18 protein-coding genes are annotated in these 15,944 nt (G+C 36.0%); 15 read left to right on the forward strand and 3 right to left on the reverse strand.

Features of this window, described 5'->3' with window-relative positions; all coding sequences use genetic code 11:
* Window positions 1-164 precede the first annotated feature (164 nt).
* Together BK577_RS16705 and BK577_RS16710 are read left to right on the forward strand one after the other, a co-directional pair.
* Window positions 165-701: an HXXEE domain-containing protein gene (locus BK577_RS16705; protein WP_169908338.1), complete on the forward strand. Its 537-nt coding sequence runs from the start codon at window positions 165-167 to the stop codon at window positions 699-701.
* A gap of 135 nt (window positions 702-836) precedes the next feature.
* Window positions 837-1,361, forward strand: coding sequence for a DinB family protein (locus BK577_RS16710; protein WP_078433999.1), 525 nt, complete (start codon window positions 837-839; stop codon window positions 1,359-1,361).
* A 54-nt stretch (window positions 1,362-1,415) separates the two neighbouring features.
* Here BK577_RS16710 and BK577_RS16715 read toward each other — a convergent pair whose 3' ends face one another.
* A complete protein-coding gene (locus tag BK577_RS16715; protein WP_078434000.1) occupies window positions 1,416-2,369 on the reverse strand; it encodes a C40 family peptidase in 954 nt (317 codons plus the stop codon).
* A gap of 205 nt (window positions 2,370-2,574) precedes the next feature.
* On the opposite strand from BK577_RS16715, the gene BK577_RS16720 reads away from it, so the two are divergent.
* The 8 genes from BK577_RS16720 (at window position 2,575) to BK577_RS16755 (ending at window position 8,173) form a co-directional block, all read left to right on the forward strand.
* A complete protein-coding gene (locus BK577_RS16720) occupies window positions 2,575-3,168 on the forward strand; it encodes a histidine phosphatase family protein (protein ID WP_078434001.1) in 594 nt (197 codons plus the stop codon).
* A 15-nt stretch (window positions 3,169-3,183) separates the two neighbouring features.
* Window positions 3,184-3,636 (forward strand): GNAT family N-acetyltransferase, encoded by a 453-nt coding sequence (locus BK577_RS16725; RefSeq protein WP_078434002.1) that lies wholly within the window; start codon window positions 3,184-3,186, stop codon window positions 3,634-3,636.
* 411 nt (window positions 3,637-4,047) lie between these two features.
* Entirely contained in the window at window positions 4,048-4,548 is a 501-nt protein-coding gene (locus BK577_RS16730) for a GNAT family N-acetyltransferase (RefSeq protein WP_078434003.1), read from the forward strand.
* A gap of 128 nt (window positions 4,549-4,676) precedes the next feature.
* Window positions 4,677-4,916, forward strand: a complete 240-nt coding sequence (locus BK577_RS16735) for a hypothetical protein (RefSeq protein WP_078435294.1) — start codon at window positions 4,677-4,679, stop codon at window positions 4,914-4,916.
* 186 nt (window positions 4,917-5,102) lie between these two features.
* Complete coding sequence (locus BK577_RS16740; RefSeq protein WP_078434004.1) at window positions 5,103-6,575, forward strand: FAD-binding oxidoreductase; 1,473 nt, start codon at window positions 5,103-5,105, stop codon at window positions 6,573-6,575.
* An 11-nt stretch (window positions 6,576-6,586) separates the two neighbouring features.
* Window positions 6,587-7,108, forward strand: a complete 522-nt coding sequence (locus tag BK577_RS16745) for a hypothetical protein (RefSeq protein WP_139367373.1) — start codon at window positions 6,587-6,589, stop codon at window positions 7,106-7,108.
* A gap of 82 nt (window positions 7,109-7,190) precedes the next feature.
* Complete coding sequence (locus tag BK577_RS16750) at window positions 7,191-7,502, forward strand: hypothetical protein (protein WP_078434006.1); 312 nt, start codon at window positions 7,191-7,193, stop codon at window positions 7,500-7,502.
* 89 nt (window positions 7,503-7,591) lie between these two features.
* On the forward strand, window positions 7,592-8,173 hold the full coding sequence (locus BK577_RS16755; protein WP_078434007.1) for a YitT family protein: 582 nt from the start codon (window positions 7,592-7,594) through the stop codon (window positions 8,171-8,173).
* Between the two features lie 45 nt (window positions 8,174-8,218).
* Here the strand turns inward: BK577_RS16755 and glsA are convergent, their stop codons facing one another.
* Together glsA and ndk are read right to left on the reverse strand one after the other, a co-directional pair.
* A complete protein-coding gene (glsA, locus tag BK577_RS16760; protein ID WP_078434008.1) occupies window positions 8,219-9,148 on the reverse strand; it encodes a glutaminase A in 930 nt (309 codons plus the stop codon).
* 74 nt (window positions 9,149-9,222) lie between these two features.
* Window positions 9,223-9,672 (reverse strand): nucleoside-diphosphate kinase, encoded by a 450-nt coding sequence (gene ndk, locus BK577_RS16765; RefSeq protein WP_078435295.1) that lies wholly within the window; start codon window positions 9,670-9,672, stop codon window positions 9,223-9,225.
* Between the two features lie 178 nt (window positions 9,673-9,850).
* Here ndk and hutP point away from each other — a divergent pair, with 178 nt between their 5' ends.
* The 5 genes from hutP (at window position 9,851) to BK577_RS16790 (ending at window position 15,815) form a co-directional block, all read left to right on the forward strand.
* Window positions 9,851-10,294 carry a histidine utilization transcription antiterminator HutP gene (hutP, locus tag BK577_RS16770; protein WP_078434009.1) on the forward strand — a complete coding sequence of 148 codons (444 nt, stop codon included), beginning with the start codon at window positions 9,851-9,853 and terminating at the stop codon, window positions 10,292-10,294.
* 104 nt (window positions 10,295-10,398) lie between these two features.
* Entirely contained in the window at window positions 10,399-11,919 is a 1,521-nt protein-coding gene (gene hutH, locus BK577_RS16775) for a histidine ammonia-lyase (RefSeq protein WP_078434010.1), read from the forward strand.
* Complete coding sequence (hutU, locus tag BK577_RS16780; protein ID WP_245823532.1) at window positions 11,912-13,582, forward strand: urocanate hydratase; 1,671 nt, start codon at window positions 11,912-11,914, stop codon at window positions 13,580-13,582. The genes hutH and hutU overlap by 8 nt, the downstream gene beginning before the upstream one ends.
* Window positions 13,579-14,841, forward strand: coding sequence for an imidazolonepropionase (gene hutI, locus BK577_RS16785; RefSeq protein ID WP_078434012.1), 1,263 nt, complete (start codon window positions 13,579-13,581; stop codon window positions 14,839-14,841). The genes hutU and hutI overlap by 4 nt, the downstream gene beginning before the upstream one ends.
* Window positions 14,838-15,815: an agmatinase family protein gene (locus BK577_RS16790; protein WP_078434013.1), complete on the forward strand. Its 978-nt coding sequence runs from the start codon at window positions 14,838-14,840 to the stop codon at window positions 15,813-15,815. The genes hutI and BK577_RS16790 overlap by 4 nt, the downstream gene beginning before the upstream one ends.
* Window positions 15,816-15,944 lie beyond the last annotated feature (129 nt).

A 15,944-nucleotide genomic window follows, 5' to 3' on the forward strand; every position in this document is an offset into this window, starting at 1 on the left:
ACTTGGTACTTTTTGGTAAACACAACCATCTATACTCTAAGCGAAATTTAGTGAAAATTCAATATTCAAATGGAACTATTTTCTATTAATATTGTAAATAAAATCCATTCATATTAAAATTTATATGATAATCATTTTACTTTATGGAAAAGGATATAGAAAAAATGAATGAATGGCTAAATACTCATATAAGTCTGGAAACACTTTTGTGGTTATTCCCAATCATGTTCCTCTTACACGATTTTGAAGAAATACTTTTTGTCGAGTTATGGTTTAAAAAAAATTATAGTAAAGCTTCCAAAAAAGTACCGAAATTTTTTATAAAAACCTTTCAAAATATGTCAAAAGTCACTGCTGCACAATTTACTCTACCTGTTGTATTCCAATTCTTGATCTACATCATATCTACTTATTTAGCTGTGGAATATCAATATTATAATATGTTCCTAGGTTTTAACCTTTTCTTACTTCTTCATGTGTTTATGCATATTGGTCAATTATTCCTGTTAGGTGTATATACACTAGGACTCGGTACAGCTGTGACGATAACATTGCCATATTCCATTTACTTATTTTATAGGTTGTTAGATGAGGAGATTGTTGAAATAACAACGATTGCCGCCTCCTTGCCTTATGGTGTTATAACCATAGTGATTGTCTTGTTAGGACATAAATTGGCTCACAAGCTGATTCCGTCATAACCTTACGATCATTTTATAATGAAAAGAGAAATATTTAATAGGTGTAAAACTTAATGTTTATCTTCAAGTTATCAAAGCACACCTTTTTAAAGATTAACAAACACGGTAAATAATAATGAATAACGGAGTGATAGCATGAACTTTAAGATGAATGAAGCGATTGATATTCTCGAGCAAACACCTGTAACATTATCTGGTTTACTAAGGGAATTATCACATGGTTGGGTTCTATGTAATGAAGGAGAAGGAACATGGAATGTAAAGGAAGTAATTGAACACTTAATCGAAGCAGAAAAACACAATTGGATTCCACGATTGGAATTTATTCTTCAGGAAGGTGAACATCAACCGTTCCCGGTATTTGATCGATATTCACATTTAAAAAACTCAACCAAACCACAAATAGACGAACTATTAAATGAATTTATTGAGATACGGGATAAAAACATAAAAAAGTTAATGAGCTTAGTAACAACAGAGAAACAATTGGAGCAAACTGGTTATCACCCTGCATTTGGAAAAGTAAAGATTAGAGAACTTATTTCAACCTGGGCCGTTCACGATCTAACCCATTTATCACAAATTGTTAGAGTAATGGCGAATAGATATAGAGAAGATGTTGGTCCATGGCAGGAATATTTGGGGATATTGAATAAGTAATGTTATTCAAAAAATCATGAGAAAGGAATTTTTCTCATGATTTTCACGTGTAATCTACATATTTACTTTTCTAGCACCTAAATAACGGGGTTTCCAATAGCTATTATTCATATCTGAGATTGTAACACCCGTTGACGAGCCTGCATGGATAAATTTATAATCTCCTATATAAATTCCGGCATGGCTTGGACCTTGCGATGTTGTTGCGAAGAACACAAGATCACCTTTTTTAGGTGAAGTAACAGGTGTTGTTGCTTCCCAAATTGTCGCTACAGTACGAGGAATTGTAACTCCTTGTGTGTTAAAGACATATTTTAAGTAACCTGAGCAATCAAAACCGTTTGGAGTATTACCAGCCCATACATACGGAACCCCAATGTATTTCTTTGCTTCAGTAATGAGTTTATCTACATTCAAAGTTGGTTGTGAACTTTGTTTTTCCGTTAATTTGAGAACTTGTCCAACTTTAATAGTATTACTAGTTAAATTATTTAAAGCCTTTAATTGTGTGACTGATACTCCAGTCGAAAGAGCTATTTTCCATAAAGTATCTCCAGCTTGGACGGTATAACTTTGACTTGAAGTAATTGTAGGTATAGCTACTGAATCTATTTTTGTAGAAATTGGAATTTTTAGAGTTTGGCCAATATAAATAGTGTCAAAAGTTAAGTGATTGATTGATTTTAGTTCTGTAACAGTTGTGCTGTGGATTTTAGCAATTAATGACAATGAATCACCTGATTTTACTGTATATGAGTCTATTTGTTGTTTTAAATCATGGGAATGTGGTTCAAGCAATGATAATTCCTGTCCTATATAAATAGATGAAGAAGTTAAATGATTATACTGTATGATTTGCTCGACGGTTAAATGATGAGAAGAGGAAATTTTCCATAATGAGTCACCAGCCTGAACTTTATAAGTTTGTTCATGTGCGGAAGTTTGGTTTGAAATCCCAACACTTAAAATGCCTATGGAGGATAACGCAATGATGAAATGCTTTTTCAATATAACACACTCCTGATCGTCTGAAGACATGTAATAAAATCTATTACATCATAACTTGAACGTTTCCGAACGTATACTTCAAAAATGTTGGAGAAAAAGGTGGGATTTTCCACGTATTCTTCTAAAATAAAGAAATTAACTATACATTTAAATGAGTAATATATTGCTAGACAACGTTCCATTTGCAGAAAGGAGTTGATAGTAGATGACGAAAATAGGTTTTATACGACACGGGAGTACACCATGGAATATAGAAGGAAAAGCACAAGGTTGGTGTGATATTCCTTTGAATATTGATGGAATTGAAGATGCAAATCGTTTGGCACAGCGCTTACTTTCAGAAGACTGGGATATCATCTATTCCAGTGATCTTATTAGGGCACATCATACCGCAAACATTATTGCAGAAAAGATGATGAAAACCGTATACTTAGATTCAAGACTTCGTGAGATTGCTGGAGGACTTATTGAAGGAACCACTGAAGAGGAAAGGATCTTAAAGTGGGGAAGTGGGTGGAGAGAGTTAGATCTACAAATTGAATCAGATGATCGCGTTCTTTCCCGTGGCATTACATTCATTAATGAAATTTGTGAAAAGCATCCTAACGAAAACGTATTAATTGTTAGTCATGGTTCTTTTTTAAAAAAGATAATTAAAAATTTTATACCAAATGAACCATTTGAAGAGTCCTTATTAAATACTTCCATTACTTTGTTACAAAGAGACACGAGCGGATGGAGCTGTTCTTTGTTTAATTGTACCAAACATCTAGTTTTAACGAATAAAGAAATTACATAAGAAGTTGGAGAAAATATGAAAATTAGACGATTAGAAAGTGAGGAGCAAATACCAATAAATTTGTTACTTCAAGCAGATCCATCAGAGCAATTAATTATCGAGTATACTCGTAATGGTGAATGCTTTGTTGCACAAATGAAAGATCAAGTAATAGGATCCTATGTGTTACGTGAAAAGAATATAGATACAATTGAATTAAAAAATATTGTGATAAAAGAAGATTTTCAAGGTCAGGGCTTAGGTAAAATACTTCTTTTTCACTCAATTAAACATGCCAGAAACAAAGGATACAAGGCAATAGAAGTAGGCACAGGTAACTCCAGTCTAGGACAATTGGCCTTTTACCAAAAATGTGGTTTTCGAATGATTAAAATCGATCAGGATTTTTTCATTCGTCAATACTCTGACATCATTATTGAGAACGGTATTCAATGTAGAGATATGATCATCTTACGAATGGAGCTTTAAAAAGAAAATGAACTACAAGATTCGAAAGATAGAAAAATGGTTTCCATCTTTCCGACAAGTAATTTTTACATACATAAAAATTTTCAATTACCATAATTCTTATTTACTAATCTCGGTTTATACGTATAGGCTTGAAACATATTTAAAACAATGTATTCAAAAATAAACGCCATTCCAATATTTTTAAAAATAAGATCCACGTGTTTGAAGATCTACGTTTTTTTAATAAGCATAAAAAGAGAGTTTGAAACAATGCCAAAAGCAAAAAGGGAACAGATCTTTTATTTAAATGCCCTGGAAGTGCATCAAATCAGCAGCTATTCAAGCTCTATTATTATCAAGTGTAATTTCTAATTAATGATGAGGGAATGAACACATTAGCTGTCACAAAACGGAGGAGGTCAGGGCTCTATGAAAATTAGATTTTTAACTGGATTAGATTCAGCTTCCTATAAATCCTTGAGATTGGAAGCACTGCAAAATAATCCTGAAGCTTTTAGCTCAAGTTATGAAGAAGAAGAAAAAATGCCTATTCAACAAACGGAATTAAAATTAAATGCCGAATACACACATACAATCGGTGCGTTTATTGAATCAGATCTTATTGGGATTGCCACTTTAGTCGTTGAAACCAAAAAGAAAATACTTCACCGAGCCACAATCGTTGCAGTGTATGTTCATCAAGATTATCGAAATGCTGGTATCGGTAAAAAAATAGTAACGGAACTTATTAAAAAGGCAAAATCAATGATGAGAATAGAACAGATTTACTTAACGGTAACTGCAAGCAACCTTCCGGCCAAACAGCTATATCAGTCAATAGGATTTGAAACGTATGGAATTGAAAAAAGGGCACTGAAAATAGAAGACACTTATTTTGATGATGAATTAATGGTCTTATTTATTAAATGATTTTTTATAGCGAGGTAATTTTCCCAATATAGGTATTCACCCAAGAATTTTCTACCCATTTAGCATAAGTTTATAGTGGAAAAAGGGAGAGGAGTGCTTATATGCAAACTGAATACCATGTACCAGCAATAAATCAGTATGATGTTATTCATCCAAATGACTCACGAATTTTTGGTAGACCTTTTGGCAGATTTGGATTCGGCAGACCTTTTGGATTTGGTTTCGGAAGACCTTTCGGGTTTTATCGACCATTTTGGGGAGCTCCATTTTTAGGAGGAGTATTAGGAGGCTTGTTAGCTGGTTCTTTAGCCTATCCATTTTACTACGGATATCCATATCCATACTATCCTTATTACCCTATCTATTAGTAAAGAAGTTATGATTATGGCCTTAATTATTGTATTAAGGTCGTTTTTTATTTAGAAAATTTCTACTTGCTTCAAGGTGTATTTGGTTGCATTATTAAGATAAAGAAGTGTGGCTGCCTTTAGGAACATCCTGATGTTTTTTATAAAAGATTTCAACTTCTTTATCACATTGTACAGGGAGAGTCTATGCGAACACCAGTTAAAGAAATGTCAAAAAAACCATGGTTTCTCGGAATGATTGTATGTATATTTATTATCATTATGTTGTGGTTCATTCCGATAGAGAAACGAAAATATGGTGTTGATCAACATTTATTAACTACTGACTACACAGGTTTACTACCTGAAAAAATAGCAAAAGTAGAAAAACATGATACTCGTTATGAGTTGCAAAAAATCGTTAAACAAGCAAATATAACGGGCGAAAAAGTTTCAATTGCCGGTTTGCAGCACTCCCAAGGTGGTCATACATACTATAGAGATGGTGTTTTAATCGACATGAAGTCTATGGATACCATTATTGACATTAACGAAAAGAAAAGAACAGTAAAGGTTGAAGCAGGTGCAACTTGGGAAGATGTTCAGGAAGCCGTAAACCGTTATGGATTAGCATTGAAAGTAACTCAATCTCAATCTATCTTTACAATTGGCGGCTCTTTGTCTGTTAATGCCCATGGAAGGGATATTCGCTTCGGGTCCATGGCTGATACCGTAAAGGAAATGACATTACTTACTCCAACGGGTGAAATCAAGACTTTATCTCGTGATGATGAAGAGCAATGGATGAAGTATGTCTTCGGTGGTTATGGATTATTCGGAATCATTCTTGATGTAACATTAGAATTAACAGACAATAACATATATACGATTCATACGGAAGAAATAAAAACTGACAAATATGAATCGTATCTTACCTCAATACTTAAAGGACGAGAAACGGCTATGCATTATGCAAGAATTAGTGTTGCTCCAACATCATTTTTAGATGAAATGTATGTGATTGACTACAAAAATACAGGAAAAACAGATCATACAACACAGTTAAAAAAAGATACAGGGATAAAAATAAGTAAATTAGCCTTAGATTTAGGCCGGCAGGGCGGATGGCTGGAAGACCTTTTCTGGGAGATGCAAAAACTTTTTATTCAGTCTCTTGATCATGATTCAATCACCCGAAATAATGCTATGAGATCTGAATCAACATTTATGGAGTTTACCAAGCCTGGTCAAGTTGAAGTACTCCAAGAGTTCTTTATCCCAGTAGAAAATTTCGAAGAATATATCTCCGAGCTTAAGCCATTACTTACAAGAGATGATCACGACGAAGACTTTAAGATCCATAATATAACTGTCCGTTATGTGGCTCAAGATGACGTTACAAGTTTACACTATGCTACTAAGGATATGTTAGGACTTGTTGTCTTAATTCAACATGGAGTAGAGAATAAAGACATAGAAGAGGCGAAAGAAATGATCCAAAAATGGACAAACCTAACGATAAATCATGGTGGATCGTATTATCTACCATACTATCCTTATCAAACAGAAGAACAGTTCCAGACAGCCTATCCGAATTGGAGGAACTTCCAGGAAGAAAAAAGACGCAGAGATCCTAATGGTGTTTTTCAGAATTTGTTTTATGAGCACTATTTCAAATGAGTAAAGCTCAATTGAAAAGTAGAATAATAGAAAACTTTCCGCTCATTATAACTGTAGGACAAGTTGTTATTTTGCCTTATTATATTATTTGGTTAAAAGAAATTTCTTACACCTATACTTTATTTGCATGGTTTTTTGCAGGGTTCTCTTTTTCAGCTGCATGGGGTTACAGAGTCTATCATTCTAAGAAGAATCTTCATTTTTCAGAAATACCATTTATCTATTTCGCGATGGGATTCATTTATGTGTCAATTTATTTTATAAACGTACAAAATGAAGTTCTCCCTTATTTTGCTCTGATGATTCAGGTTCTATTAGGTTTTTTACAAGGTTATTTCCGTGCATGGCATGTTGAACAAACCTCTTACAAATTGCATGCTGTTCACCATTACCTACTAGTTGGTATATGTATGATTGGACTATCCTTTATAAAAATCCTCTCACCAGTTGCTTTTCTTACATGTTTTGGGGTTTTTCTTCTTATAATTGGAATTATCGGAATCATTCAAAGAGCATTTACAAGATATCTATAGTAAATAATGATTTAAACAAGAATCACCAATTAAATAATGGAAGTCTAGTAAATAGTCAATAAGAGGAAAGGAGGATCGAACTATGAAAAATCAAAGAACATGGATACCCCTAACAGTTCTAGTTTTAGCTATTTATATCCTTCATTCCACTCCTCATATGTCCTTAAGAACATATGTCTTTTTTACAGGTTATCCAATCCAAGCCATCACATCTGATATCGTTGATGATAGATATCACAATGAAATGGATAATAAAGATTATGAAAAATTAAATGCAAAGGCTTATACATTAACAGATCCTCCTGTTGAAAAGCAAACACAAGGTATCCTTTGTAATTATTTAGTGAGGAAATATGGGATCATCTACATAACTGATTACTTAGGGGATACTTAATTAAAAAAAGTATAAAGCTCGCTATTCAGTTAAATAATATTCCGAATCATCTCATAAACTAAAACATGTCCAAATTTCGGAGGAGAGACATGAAATATGTGAGAATCGGTGTCATGATAATTCTTGGCAGTATCCTTCTATCAATAGGGATTAACTTATTCTTAACTCCGTATAAAGTATTAGATGGAGGAATTATAGGGATAGGGTTAATTTTGCATTATTTATTAGGACTAAAAGCAGGTTTAATGGTCATTTTTCTAAGTATTCCTGTATTTCTAATCGCATGGATTTATTATCGTCAATATTTTTATAATAGTTTACATGGAATGCTTGTATCTTCTTTTTTTATCGATTTGTTGAAGCCGCTCTCGGGTGTTATTCATTTAGCTCCTTATATCAGCTCGTTAATTGGAGGGATATTTGTAGGTCTTGGGATCGGTTTAATGCTTCGGATTGGTACTAGTACAGGGGGAACAGATTTACTTGCTCAATTTTTATTTGAAAAGACAGGGATTAATGTCGGGATCCTGATATTTCTCATTGATAGCATCGTCATTTTACTTGGGGGTTTGTTAATCTCAGGAGATACGTTCCTATTATCCTGTATAACGATACTTGCCGTTGGATTAACTACAACATTTATTTCAACTAAATCCAGTCATTCTACGTAAATAATGCAGAAATGGCCCTTCCTGAAAATGGAGGGCGCTATTTTGTCAAAACATACTTAGTTGATAGTCTTTTGATAACAATTCCAATAACCGGATACCGGCAATACTATTTCCTTTTTCATCTAAAGAAGGACCAAATATTCCAATTCCGAATCTTCCAGGAACAGATCCCATAATACCGCCGGACACTCCGCTTTTAGCAGGAATTCCAATTTTTATTGCAAATTCTCCTGAAGCATTGTACATTCCACATGTGACCATGAAGGTTTTACATATTCTTGAAACATCAGAGGGAATGAGTTGCTTACCAGTCTGCGGATCAGCTCCATCCATAGCAAAAACAGCCCCAATCCTCGCTAAATCCAAGCAATTCATTTCAATCGAACACTGTTTTGAATACAAGTCAATTAATTGTTCAACATCTTCGTCTATAATTCCATGTTGCTTTAAAAAATATAGTAAGGAGCGATTTAAATCAGCTGTTTCATACTCTGATTGAGCCACTTCTTTATTATAGGTAACCGATTGATCATTTGTCAGATCTTGAACAAATGACAATAATCGCTGTAATCTTTCTTCTGTAGAATCTCCATTGATCATATGTGTCACAACAAGTGCGCCGGCATTTATCATCGGATTTAATGGTTTTGCAGGTGCCATCGTTTCTAATTTGGCGATCGAATTGAATGGATCTCCTGTCGGTTCCATTCCTACACGATCAAACACAAAATCTTTCCCCTTGTCCATTAATACAAAAGCGAGGCTTATTACCTTTGAAATGCTTTGAAGAGTGAATTTCTTTTTGATATCTCCCGCTGAAACACATTCTCCGCTTGGATAGTGAATCGCTATGGATAGATCATCCGGATTTTCTTTACCTAGCGCAGGAATATAATCTGCAACTTTTCCTTTTTTTGTCCATTCCTTTGATGTTTCCACATATCGTTGTAATTCATCACTTGTCCGACATAGCATTTATTATCACCTTCAATGTAAAAATGTCTTTTGCTGCCGGAATAATGTCCATGCAATCAAAAGACATTTATAAATTAGCTTGATTTTCGATTATTAAACATTTGGTCAGAAGAACGAAGTTGCAAGGGATCAAAGAAGTTCGCAATCTCTCTTTCTGCACTTTCTAATGAATCCGAGCCATGAATCACATTTTCCTCTTTTTTGAATGCAAAATCACCACGGATGGTACCCGGTTGGGCTTCTGTTGGGCTGGTTTTACCTATCATCGTACGGGAAACATCGATTATATTTTCTCCTTGCCATACCATCGCAAAAACTGGGGAAGATGTAATGAAATCAACCAGTTCTCCGAAAAATGGCTTATCCTTGTGCTCCTCATAATGATATTCTGCCTTTGACTGATCAATTGTCATTAACTCGGCATTAAGTAAGACAAATCCTTTTTGCTCAAATCGTTTCACAATTTCTCCAATTAACCCGCGTTTGACACCATCCGGTTTCACCATAATAAATGTTCGTTGCATCGCCATCTTATATCCACCTCTTGAATCATTTTTAAAGAATCCTGTAAACAGTATTGACAATTTGCAGCATCCCTTAAACATTTAGTGAAATAATTGTGATCATTCATTTTTTCACGGCATACAATGGTGTTAGACATTAGTTATCAGGTAAGAATCCAGATGAAAGAGTTGTTTTTGTATGGCATTAAGTAAAGATCGCCTTATTGGGAGGAAAGCAATACTCCTATTATTATCAGAAGACCCCGACATGCAGTTAAATCAACTCAAAGAAAACAATTGGAAGGGCTGTATTGGTAAAGTCGGTTCAATGGATGCACATAAAGTAGTGGCTGCGATCGAAACAGCGGCTAAAAAGAATGGCATTATTGAATCTACTTTCTATCGTGAATCACACGCCTTATATCATGCAATTATGGAAGCCTTACACGGCGTGACCCGTGGCCAGGTTCAATTAGGATCAGTTCTTAGAACAGTTGGACTATCATTTGCTGTCCTGCGAGGAAATCCTTATGATAAGGAACAAGAGGGTGACTGGATTGCTGTCTCTCTTTATGGAACAATAGGTGCACCTGTTAAAGGGTCAGAACATGAAACCATTGGTCTTGGAATTAACCACATATGAAAATGCCCAAAGTGAAAATAGTGAGTAGGGGGCTATATCTTGGAATCCATTGATTTCCTAGATATAGTCCCCTTTTCTATTTGTAAGAAGGAGGAAGTAAATAGGTGATTACGTTAAATGGCCAAAACCTAACGTTTCATTCTTTGCAAAAAATTATTATTGGTCGAGAGAAAGTTAGTTATACAGAAGAAAGTATGAAAAAAGTGATAGAAAGTAGAAAAGCCGTCGAACATATTGTTTCTAATGGAAAGATTGTATATGGAATTACAACTGGTTTTGGAAAGTTCAGTGATGTTTTTATAGATAAAGATAATGTTGAGAACCTTCAACTCAATTTAATTCGATCACATGCATGCGGGGTGGGTGACCCTTTTCCGGAAGAAGTATCACGAGCAATGATTCTGCTAAGAGCAAATGCCTTACTAAAGGGATTTTCCGGTGTTCGACCAGTTATTATTGAAAGATTACTTGACTTAGTTAATGCAGAAATACATCCTGTTATCCCACAACAAGGCTCTCTTGGTGCTAGTGGTGATTTAGCTCCGTTATCACATTTAGCTCTTTGCTTACTAGGGGAGGGAGAGGTTTTTTATAAAGGAAAAAGAATGCCTTCAATTGATGCATTATCTAAAGAGTCTATTTTACCGGTTACACTTACCGCAAAAGAAGGCTTGGCCTTAATTAATGGGACACAAGCGATGACTGCGATGGGTGCTATAACATATTTGGAAGCAGAGAAACTAGCATTTCAAGCAGAGTTAATTGCTGGTGTTACGATTGAAGCATTGGAAGGAATTATAGATGCCTTTGATCATGAAATACATGTTGCAAGAGGGTTTAAACAACAAATAGATGTAGCAACAAGAATTCGAGACTATTTAAAGGATAGTCTACTAGTTACAAAACAAGGCGAACGACGAGTTCAAGATGCTTACTCAATAAGATGTATCCCCCAAGTACACGGAGCTATATGGCAAACATTGAACTTCACAAAAGAAAAGCTCGAAATAGAAATGAATGCAGCGACAGATAACCCTCTCATCTTTCAAAACGGATTGAAGGTATTATCAGGAGGAAATTTTCACGGTCAGCCCATTGCGTTTGCGATGGATTTCTTAAAGATTGCCTTGTCAGAGCTTGCCAATATATCCGAACGAAGAATTGAACGACTTGTTAATCCTCAGTTAAATGATTTACCGGCTTTTTTAAGTCCGGAGCCAGGCCTTCAATCAGGTGCCATGATCATGCAATATGTCGCCGCATCACTTGTATCAGAAAACAAAACGTTGGCACATCCGGCAAGTGTTGATTCCATTCCATCATCAGCAAATCAGGAAGATCATGTAAGTATGGGGACAATTGCAGCGAGGCATGCGTATCAAATTATAACAAATGCACGACGAGTTCTTGCTATAGAAGCCATTTGCAGTATTCAAGCGGCAGAAATTCGAGGATCTCATAAAATGGCATCTATTACTGGAGCATTTTATAAAGAAGCAAGGAAAATTGTTCCATCGATTACACATGACCGCATTTTTTCAACTGACATCGAAGCAATGACGAATTGGTTAAAAACAGAGGCTCTTTACTTCAAAAATGTATTGGAGGGAAAGCAATATGAATAACAATCAAGTGTCGAAATACAGAGGAAATACCTTGCATACAAAAGGGTGGCAGCAAGAAGCTGCTCTTCGAATGCTCATGAATAATCTTGATCCTGAAGTAGCCGAAAATCCATCAGAATTAGTCGTATATGGGGGAATTGGAAAAGCAGCACGTAATTGGGATTGCTATGATAAGATTGTCCATTCACTTAAACAATTAAATAACAATGAAACATTACTTATTCAGTCAGGAAAGCCGGTTGCAGTCTTTCAAACACATGAAGATGCCCCACGTGTTTTATTAGCAAATTCAAATATTGTGCCTGCCTATGCTAATTGGGAGATGTTTCATGAACTTGATCAAAAAGGGCTAATGATGTATGGACAAATGACGGCCGGAAGCTGGATATATATCGGTTCACAAGGCATTGTTCAGGGTACTTATGAAACATTTGCAGAAGTAGCAAAACAGCATTTCAATTCAACATTAAAAGGAACGATTACCTTAACAGCAGGTCTTGGTGGAATGGGTGGTGCCCAACCATTAGCAGTAACAATGAACGGTGGTATTTGTATAGCAATTGAGGTTGATGAAAGGAAAATTGATCGTAGAATACAAACCCGGTATTTAGATGTAAAAACTACTAGTTTAGAAGAAACGATCAAGCTGGCCACAAATGCAAAAAAATCACGAAATCCGCTATCCATAGGTCTACTAGGAAATGCTTCAGATCTATTACCTGAGATGATGAAGATTCATTTCATTCCTGATATTTTAACAGATCAAACTTCAGCACATGACCCTTTAAATGGGTATATTCCATCAAATATGACATTAGAACAAGCAGAACACCTGAGAACATCTGATAAGAATCTATATATAAAATATGCCAAAGCCTCAATTGCCAAACATGTAGAAACAATGCTTGCAATCCAAAATAAAGGAGCCATTACATTTGATTATGGTAATAATATCCGTCAAATAGCCAAAGATGAGGGGATACATCAAGCATTTGACTTTCCGGGTTTTGTTCCGGCATACATTCGTCCACAATTCTGTGTCGGCAAAGGACCGTTCCGTTGGGTGGCATTATCAGGAGACCCGGAAGATATTTTAAAAACGGATCAAGCAATCTTAAAAACGTTTAGTGATAACAAGCCACTTTGTAATTGGATTAAGATGGCGCAAGAGAAGATTCAATTCCAAGGCCTTCCATCACGCATTTGCTGGTTAGGATATGGTGAACGTGCGAAGTTTGGAAAAATTATAAATGACATGGTTGCAAGCGGTGAGCTCAAAGCACCTATAGTAATTGGCCGTGACCATTTAGACGCTGGTTCCGTTGCTTCTCCTAATCGGGAAACAGAAGCAATGAAGGATGGATCAGATGTTGTCGCAGATTGGCCAATCTTAAATGCGATGATTAATGCGGTTGGAGGAGCAACATGGGTGTCTGTTCATCATGGAGGTGGTGTAGGTATGGGCTACTCACTGCATGCTGGGATGGTGATTGTTGCTGATGGCACAAAAGAAGCTGAACGACGAATTGAACGTGTATTAACAACTGATCCCGGAATGGGAGTTGTCCGTCACGCAGATGCGGGATATAACCTTGCCATTGAAACAGCAAAACATCATGGATTAAACATGCCGATGTTAAACCAAGGAGGAGATGCTTCATGAAAAGGCCATTATGGATTAAACACATAAATCAATTGGCCACATTAAAATCAAGCCAACTTGGTCCTCGAACAAAAGCTTCGATGTCAGATTTAGGAATTATTAAGGATGGGAGTATATGGGTCGAAGACGGGCTCATCCAAGCAGTTGGAACAACAGATCAATTAGAACAACTCTATCAAAACAATCAGCACAATGCCGATATTATTGATGCAACAGACCATTTAGTCACACCCGGCCTAGTCGATCCACATACACATGTTGTGTACGGTGGAAGCCGTGAGAAAGAATTCGAACTAAGATTAAATGGAGCTTCTTATATGGACATCATGAGTGCAGGCGGTGGAATTCATTCCACTACGAAAATGACAAGAGAAGCAACAGAGGAAGATTTGATAGAGCAAACAATAAAAAGGCTCGATTCCTTTTTAGAGCATGGTGTTACAACAATTGAAGCTAAGAGTGGATATGGACTTAACTTAGAAACAGAGCGAAAACAATTAAATGTGATTAAAAAACTACAGCAACTACACCCCATCGATCTTGTTCCAACTTTTATGGGTGCCCATGCTGTACCTGTGGAATATAAAGGAAAAGAAGCCCACTACGCAAATCTGATTATTAACGAAATGTTACCGATAATAGGATATGAAAACTTAGCTGAGTTCATTGATGTATTTTGTGAAAAAGATGTGTTTACCGTTGAGCAATCTAAAAATATTTTAGAAGCAGGGAAGCGTTTTAACCTAATACCAAAAATTCATGCTGATGAAATTGTTTGCTTAGGTGGAGCAGAATTAGCTGCCGAAGTTGGAGCCATATCAGCTGAACATTTACTTAAAACAACTGAGCAAGGAATGAAAGCCTTGGCTCTTACAGGAACAATTGGATGTTTACTTCCAGCCACAGCTCTATACTTGAGAGAAGAAGCAGCAAATGGAAGAAAGATGATTGATGAAGGAGTAGCTGTTGCCATCTCTACAGACTGTAACCCTGGTTCATCACCAACTACCTCCATGCCTTTAGTGATGAACTTAGCATGTTTAACAATGAAATTAACTCCGGCTGAAGCATTAACCGCAGCCACATACAATGCAGCCTGTGCGATAAAACGTGAACATATAGTTGGTAGCATAGAAAAAGGAAAGCAAGCAGATATCCTTTTGTGGGATGTAAAAAATTATCAAGAACTTCAATATCGATTTGGTGTCAATCATGTGAAAACAGTCTGGAAAAAAGGAATCAAGGTGGTAAACCGATGAGAGAGCATTGGTTAGTTCAACCAGAATGGTTATGGAATCAACCTAATAAACATGATCCAACTTATGTTCATGAATGGGTACAATCCATTCATACGATGAACACCCCACCTGAACTTCTCATTTATGGTGCACCATTATCACGTTCTTCCATCAGTGTATCAGGAGCATCTCTTTACCCGATGGAATTTCGTCGTATTTGGAAAGGTTTTGCTACTTATAACATAGAGAAAAACATTGATCTTAGCTCGTTTCTTGTCGGGGATGCAGGAGATATCTCCATGCATACGACTGATATTTCTTTGTCACATGATCGAATCAAACAATCTACAACATTTCTTTGCTCAAAATATCCATACACACGAACATGTATGATCGGTGGAGATCATTCCACAACCGCTTGTGCAGTAAGAGGCATTCAACAGGCATTCCCTGATGAAACAATTGGTATTTTGCAGCTTGATACACACCTTGATGTAAGAGATCCTAAAATAATGGGACCTTCAAATGGAACACCGATTAGGCAATTGATTGAAGAGAATATTGTAAAGGGAGAAAATATCGTTAATATTGGGCCACATGGTTATTATAATGCCAAGCCATTAGTTGATTTTGCCAATAAACACCATATTAAGATCATCACATTAAAAACAGCGCGAAAAGCAGGGGTTATACAAACTGTCCTTCATACCCTTAAAACATTAAGCGAAAAAGTAGATCGCATTTATGTAACAGTAGATCTTGATGTGCTCGACATCTCTTTCGCCCCGGGTGTTCCCGCATCAACTCCAGGTGGAATGACAACAGAAGAACTTTTTGATAGCTTACTCGAAATTGGAAGTCATGCGGCTGTTCAGCATATCGATTTTGTTTGCCTCGATCCTAGTAAAGACACGCCTGTAAATGAAACAGTTAAGATAGGTGGGTATGCCTGGATGCAGTTTGTTACAGGCTGTGTGTTAGGAAAGATATCTTGATACATGTTTTCAGTTCCCTTTTATTGTGGAGCTGTTTTTTTATGTCAAAAAACATTTGCTAACAAGATTATGAATAAAACAATCGTTCTATGTAACATAATGCTACACATTTGTAGACTGAACGATTGA

The sequence above is a fragment of the Metabacillus halosaccharovorans genome (assembly GCF_002019635.1).
Taxonomy (GTDB): domain Bacteria; phylum Bacillota; class Bacilli; order Bacillales; family Bacillaceae; genus Metabacillus; species Metabacillus halosaccharovorans.

What these genes read in the sequence shown, in the direction of transcription:
- BK577_RS16705 (WP_169908338.1), top strand. Translation starts at nt 165, where the DNA reads ATGAATGAATGGCTAAATACTCATATAAGTCTGGAAACACTTTTGTGG.
- BK577_RS16710 (WP_078433999.1), top strand. Translation starts at nt 837, where the DNA reads ATGAACTTTAAGATGAATGAAGCGATTGATATTCTCGAGCAAACACCT.
- BK577_RS16720 (WP_078434001.1), top strand. Translation starts at nt 2,575, where the DNA reads ATGACGAAAATAGGTTTTATACGACACGGGAGTACACCATGGAATATA.
- BK577_RS16725 (WP_078434002.1), top strand. Translation starts at nt 3,184, where the DNA reads ATGAAAATTAGACGATTAGAAAGTGAGGAGCAAATACCAATAAATTTG.
- BK577_RS16730 (WP_078434003.1), top strand. Translation starts at nt 4,048, where the DNA reads ATGAAAATTAGATTTTTAACTGGATTAGATTCAGCTTCCTATAAATCC.
- BK577_RS16740 (WP_078434004.1), top strand. Translation starts at nt 5,103, where the DNA reads ATGCGAACACCAGTTAAAGAAATGTCAAAAAAACCATGGTTTCTCGGA.
- BK577_RS16750 (WP_078434006.1), top strand. Translation starts at nt 7,191, where the DNA reads ATGAAAAATCAAAGAACATGGATACCCCTAACAGTTCTAGTTTTAGCT.
- BK577_RS16755 (WP_078434007.1), top strand. Translation starts at nt 7,592, where the DNA reads ATGAAATATGTGAGAATCGGTGTCATGATAATTCTTGGCAGTATCCTT.
- glsA (WP_078434008.1), bottom strand. Translation starts at nt 9,148, where the DNA reads ATGCTATGTCGGACAAGTGATGAATTACAACGATATGTGGAAACATCA.
- ndk (WP_078435295.1), bottom strand. Translation starts at nt 9,672, where the DNA reads ATGCAACGAACATTTATTATGGTGAAACCGGATGGTGTCAAACGCGGG.
- hutP (WP_078434009.1), top strand. Translation starts at nt 9,851, where the DNA reads ATGGCATTAAGTAAAGATCGCCTTATTGGGAGGAAAGCAATACTCCTA.
- hutU (WP_245823532.1), top strand. Translation starts at nt 11,912, where the DNA reads ATGAATAACAATCAAGTGTCGAAATACAGAGGAAATACCTTGCATACA.
- hutI (WP_078434012.1), top strand. Translation starts at nt 13,579, where the DNA reads ATGAAAAGGCCATTATGGATTAAACACATAAATCAATTGGCCACATTA.
- BK577_RS16790 (WP_078434013.1), top strand. Translation starts at nt 14,838, where the DNA reads ATGAGAGAGCATTGGTTAGTTCAACCAGAATGGTTATGGAATCAACCT.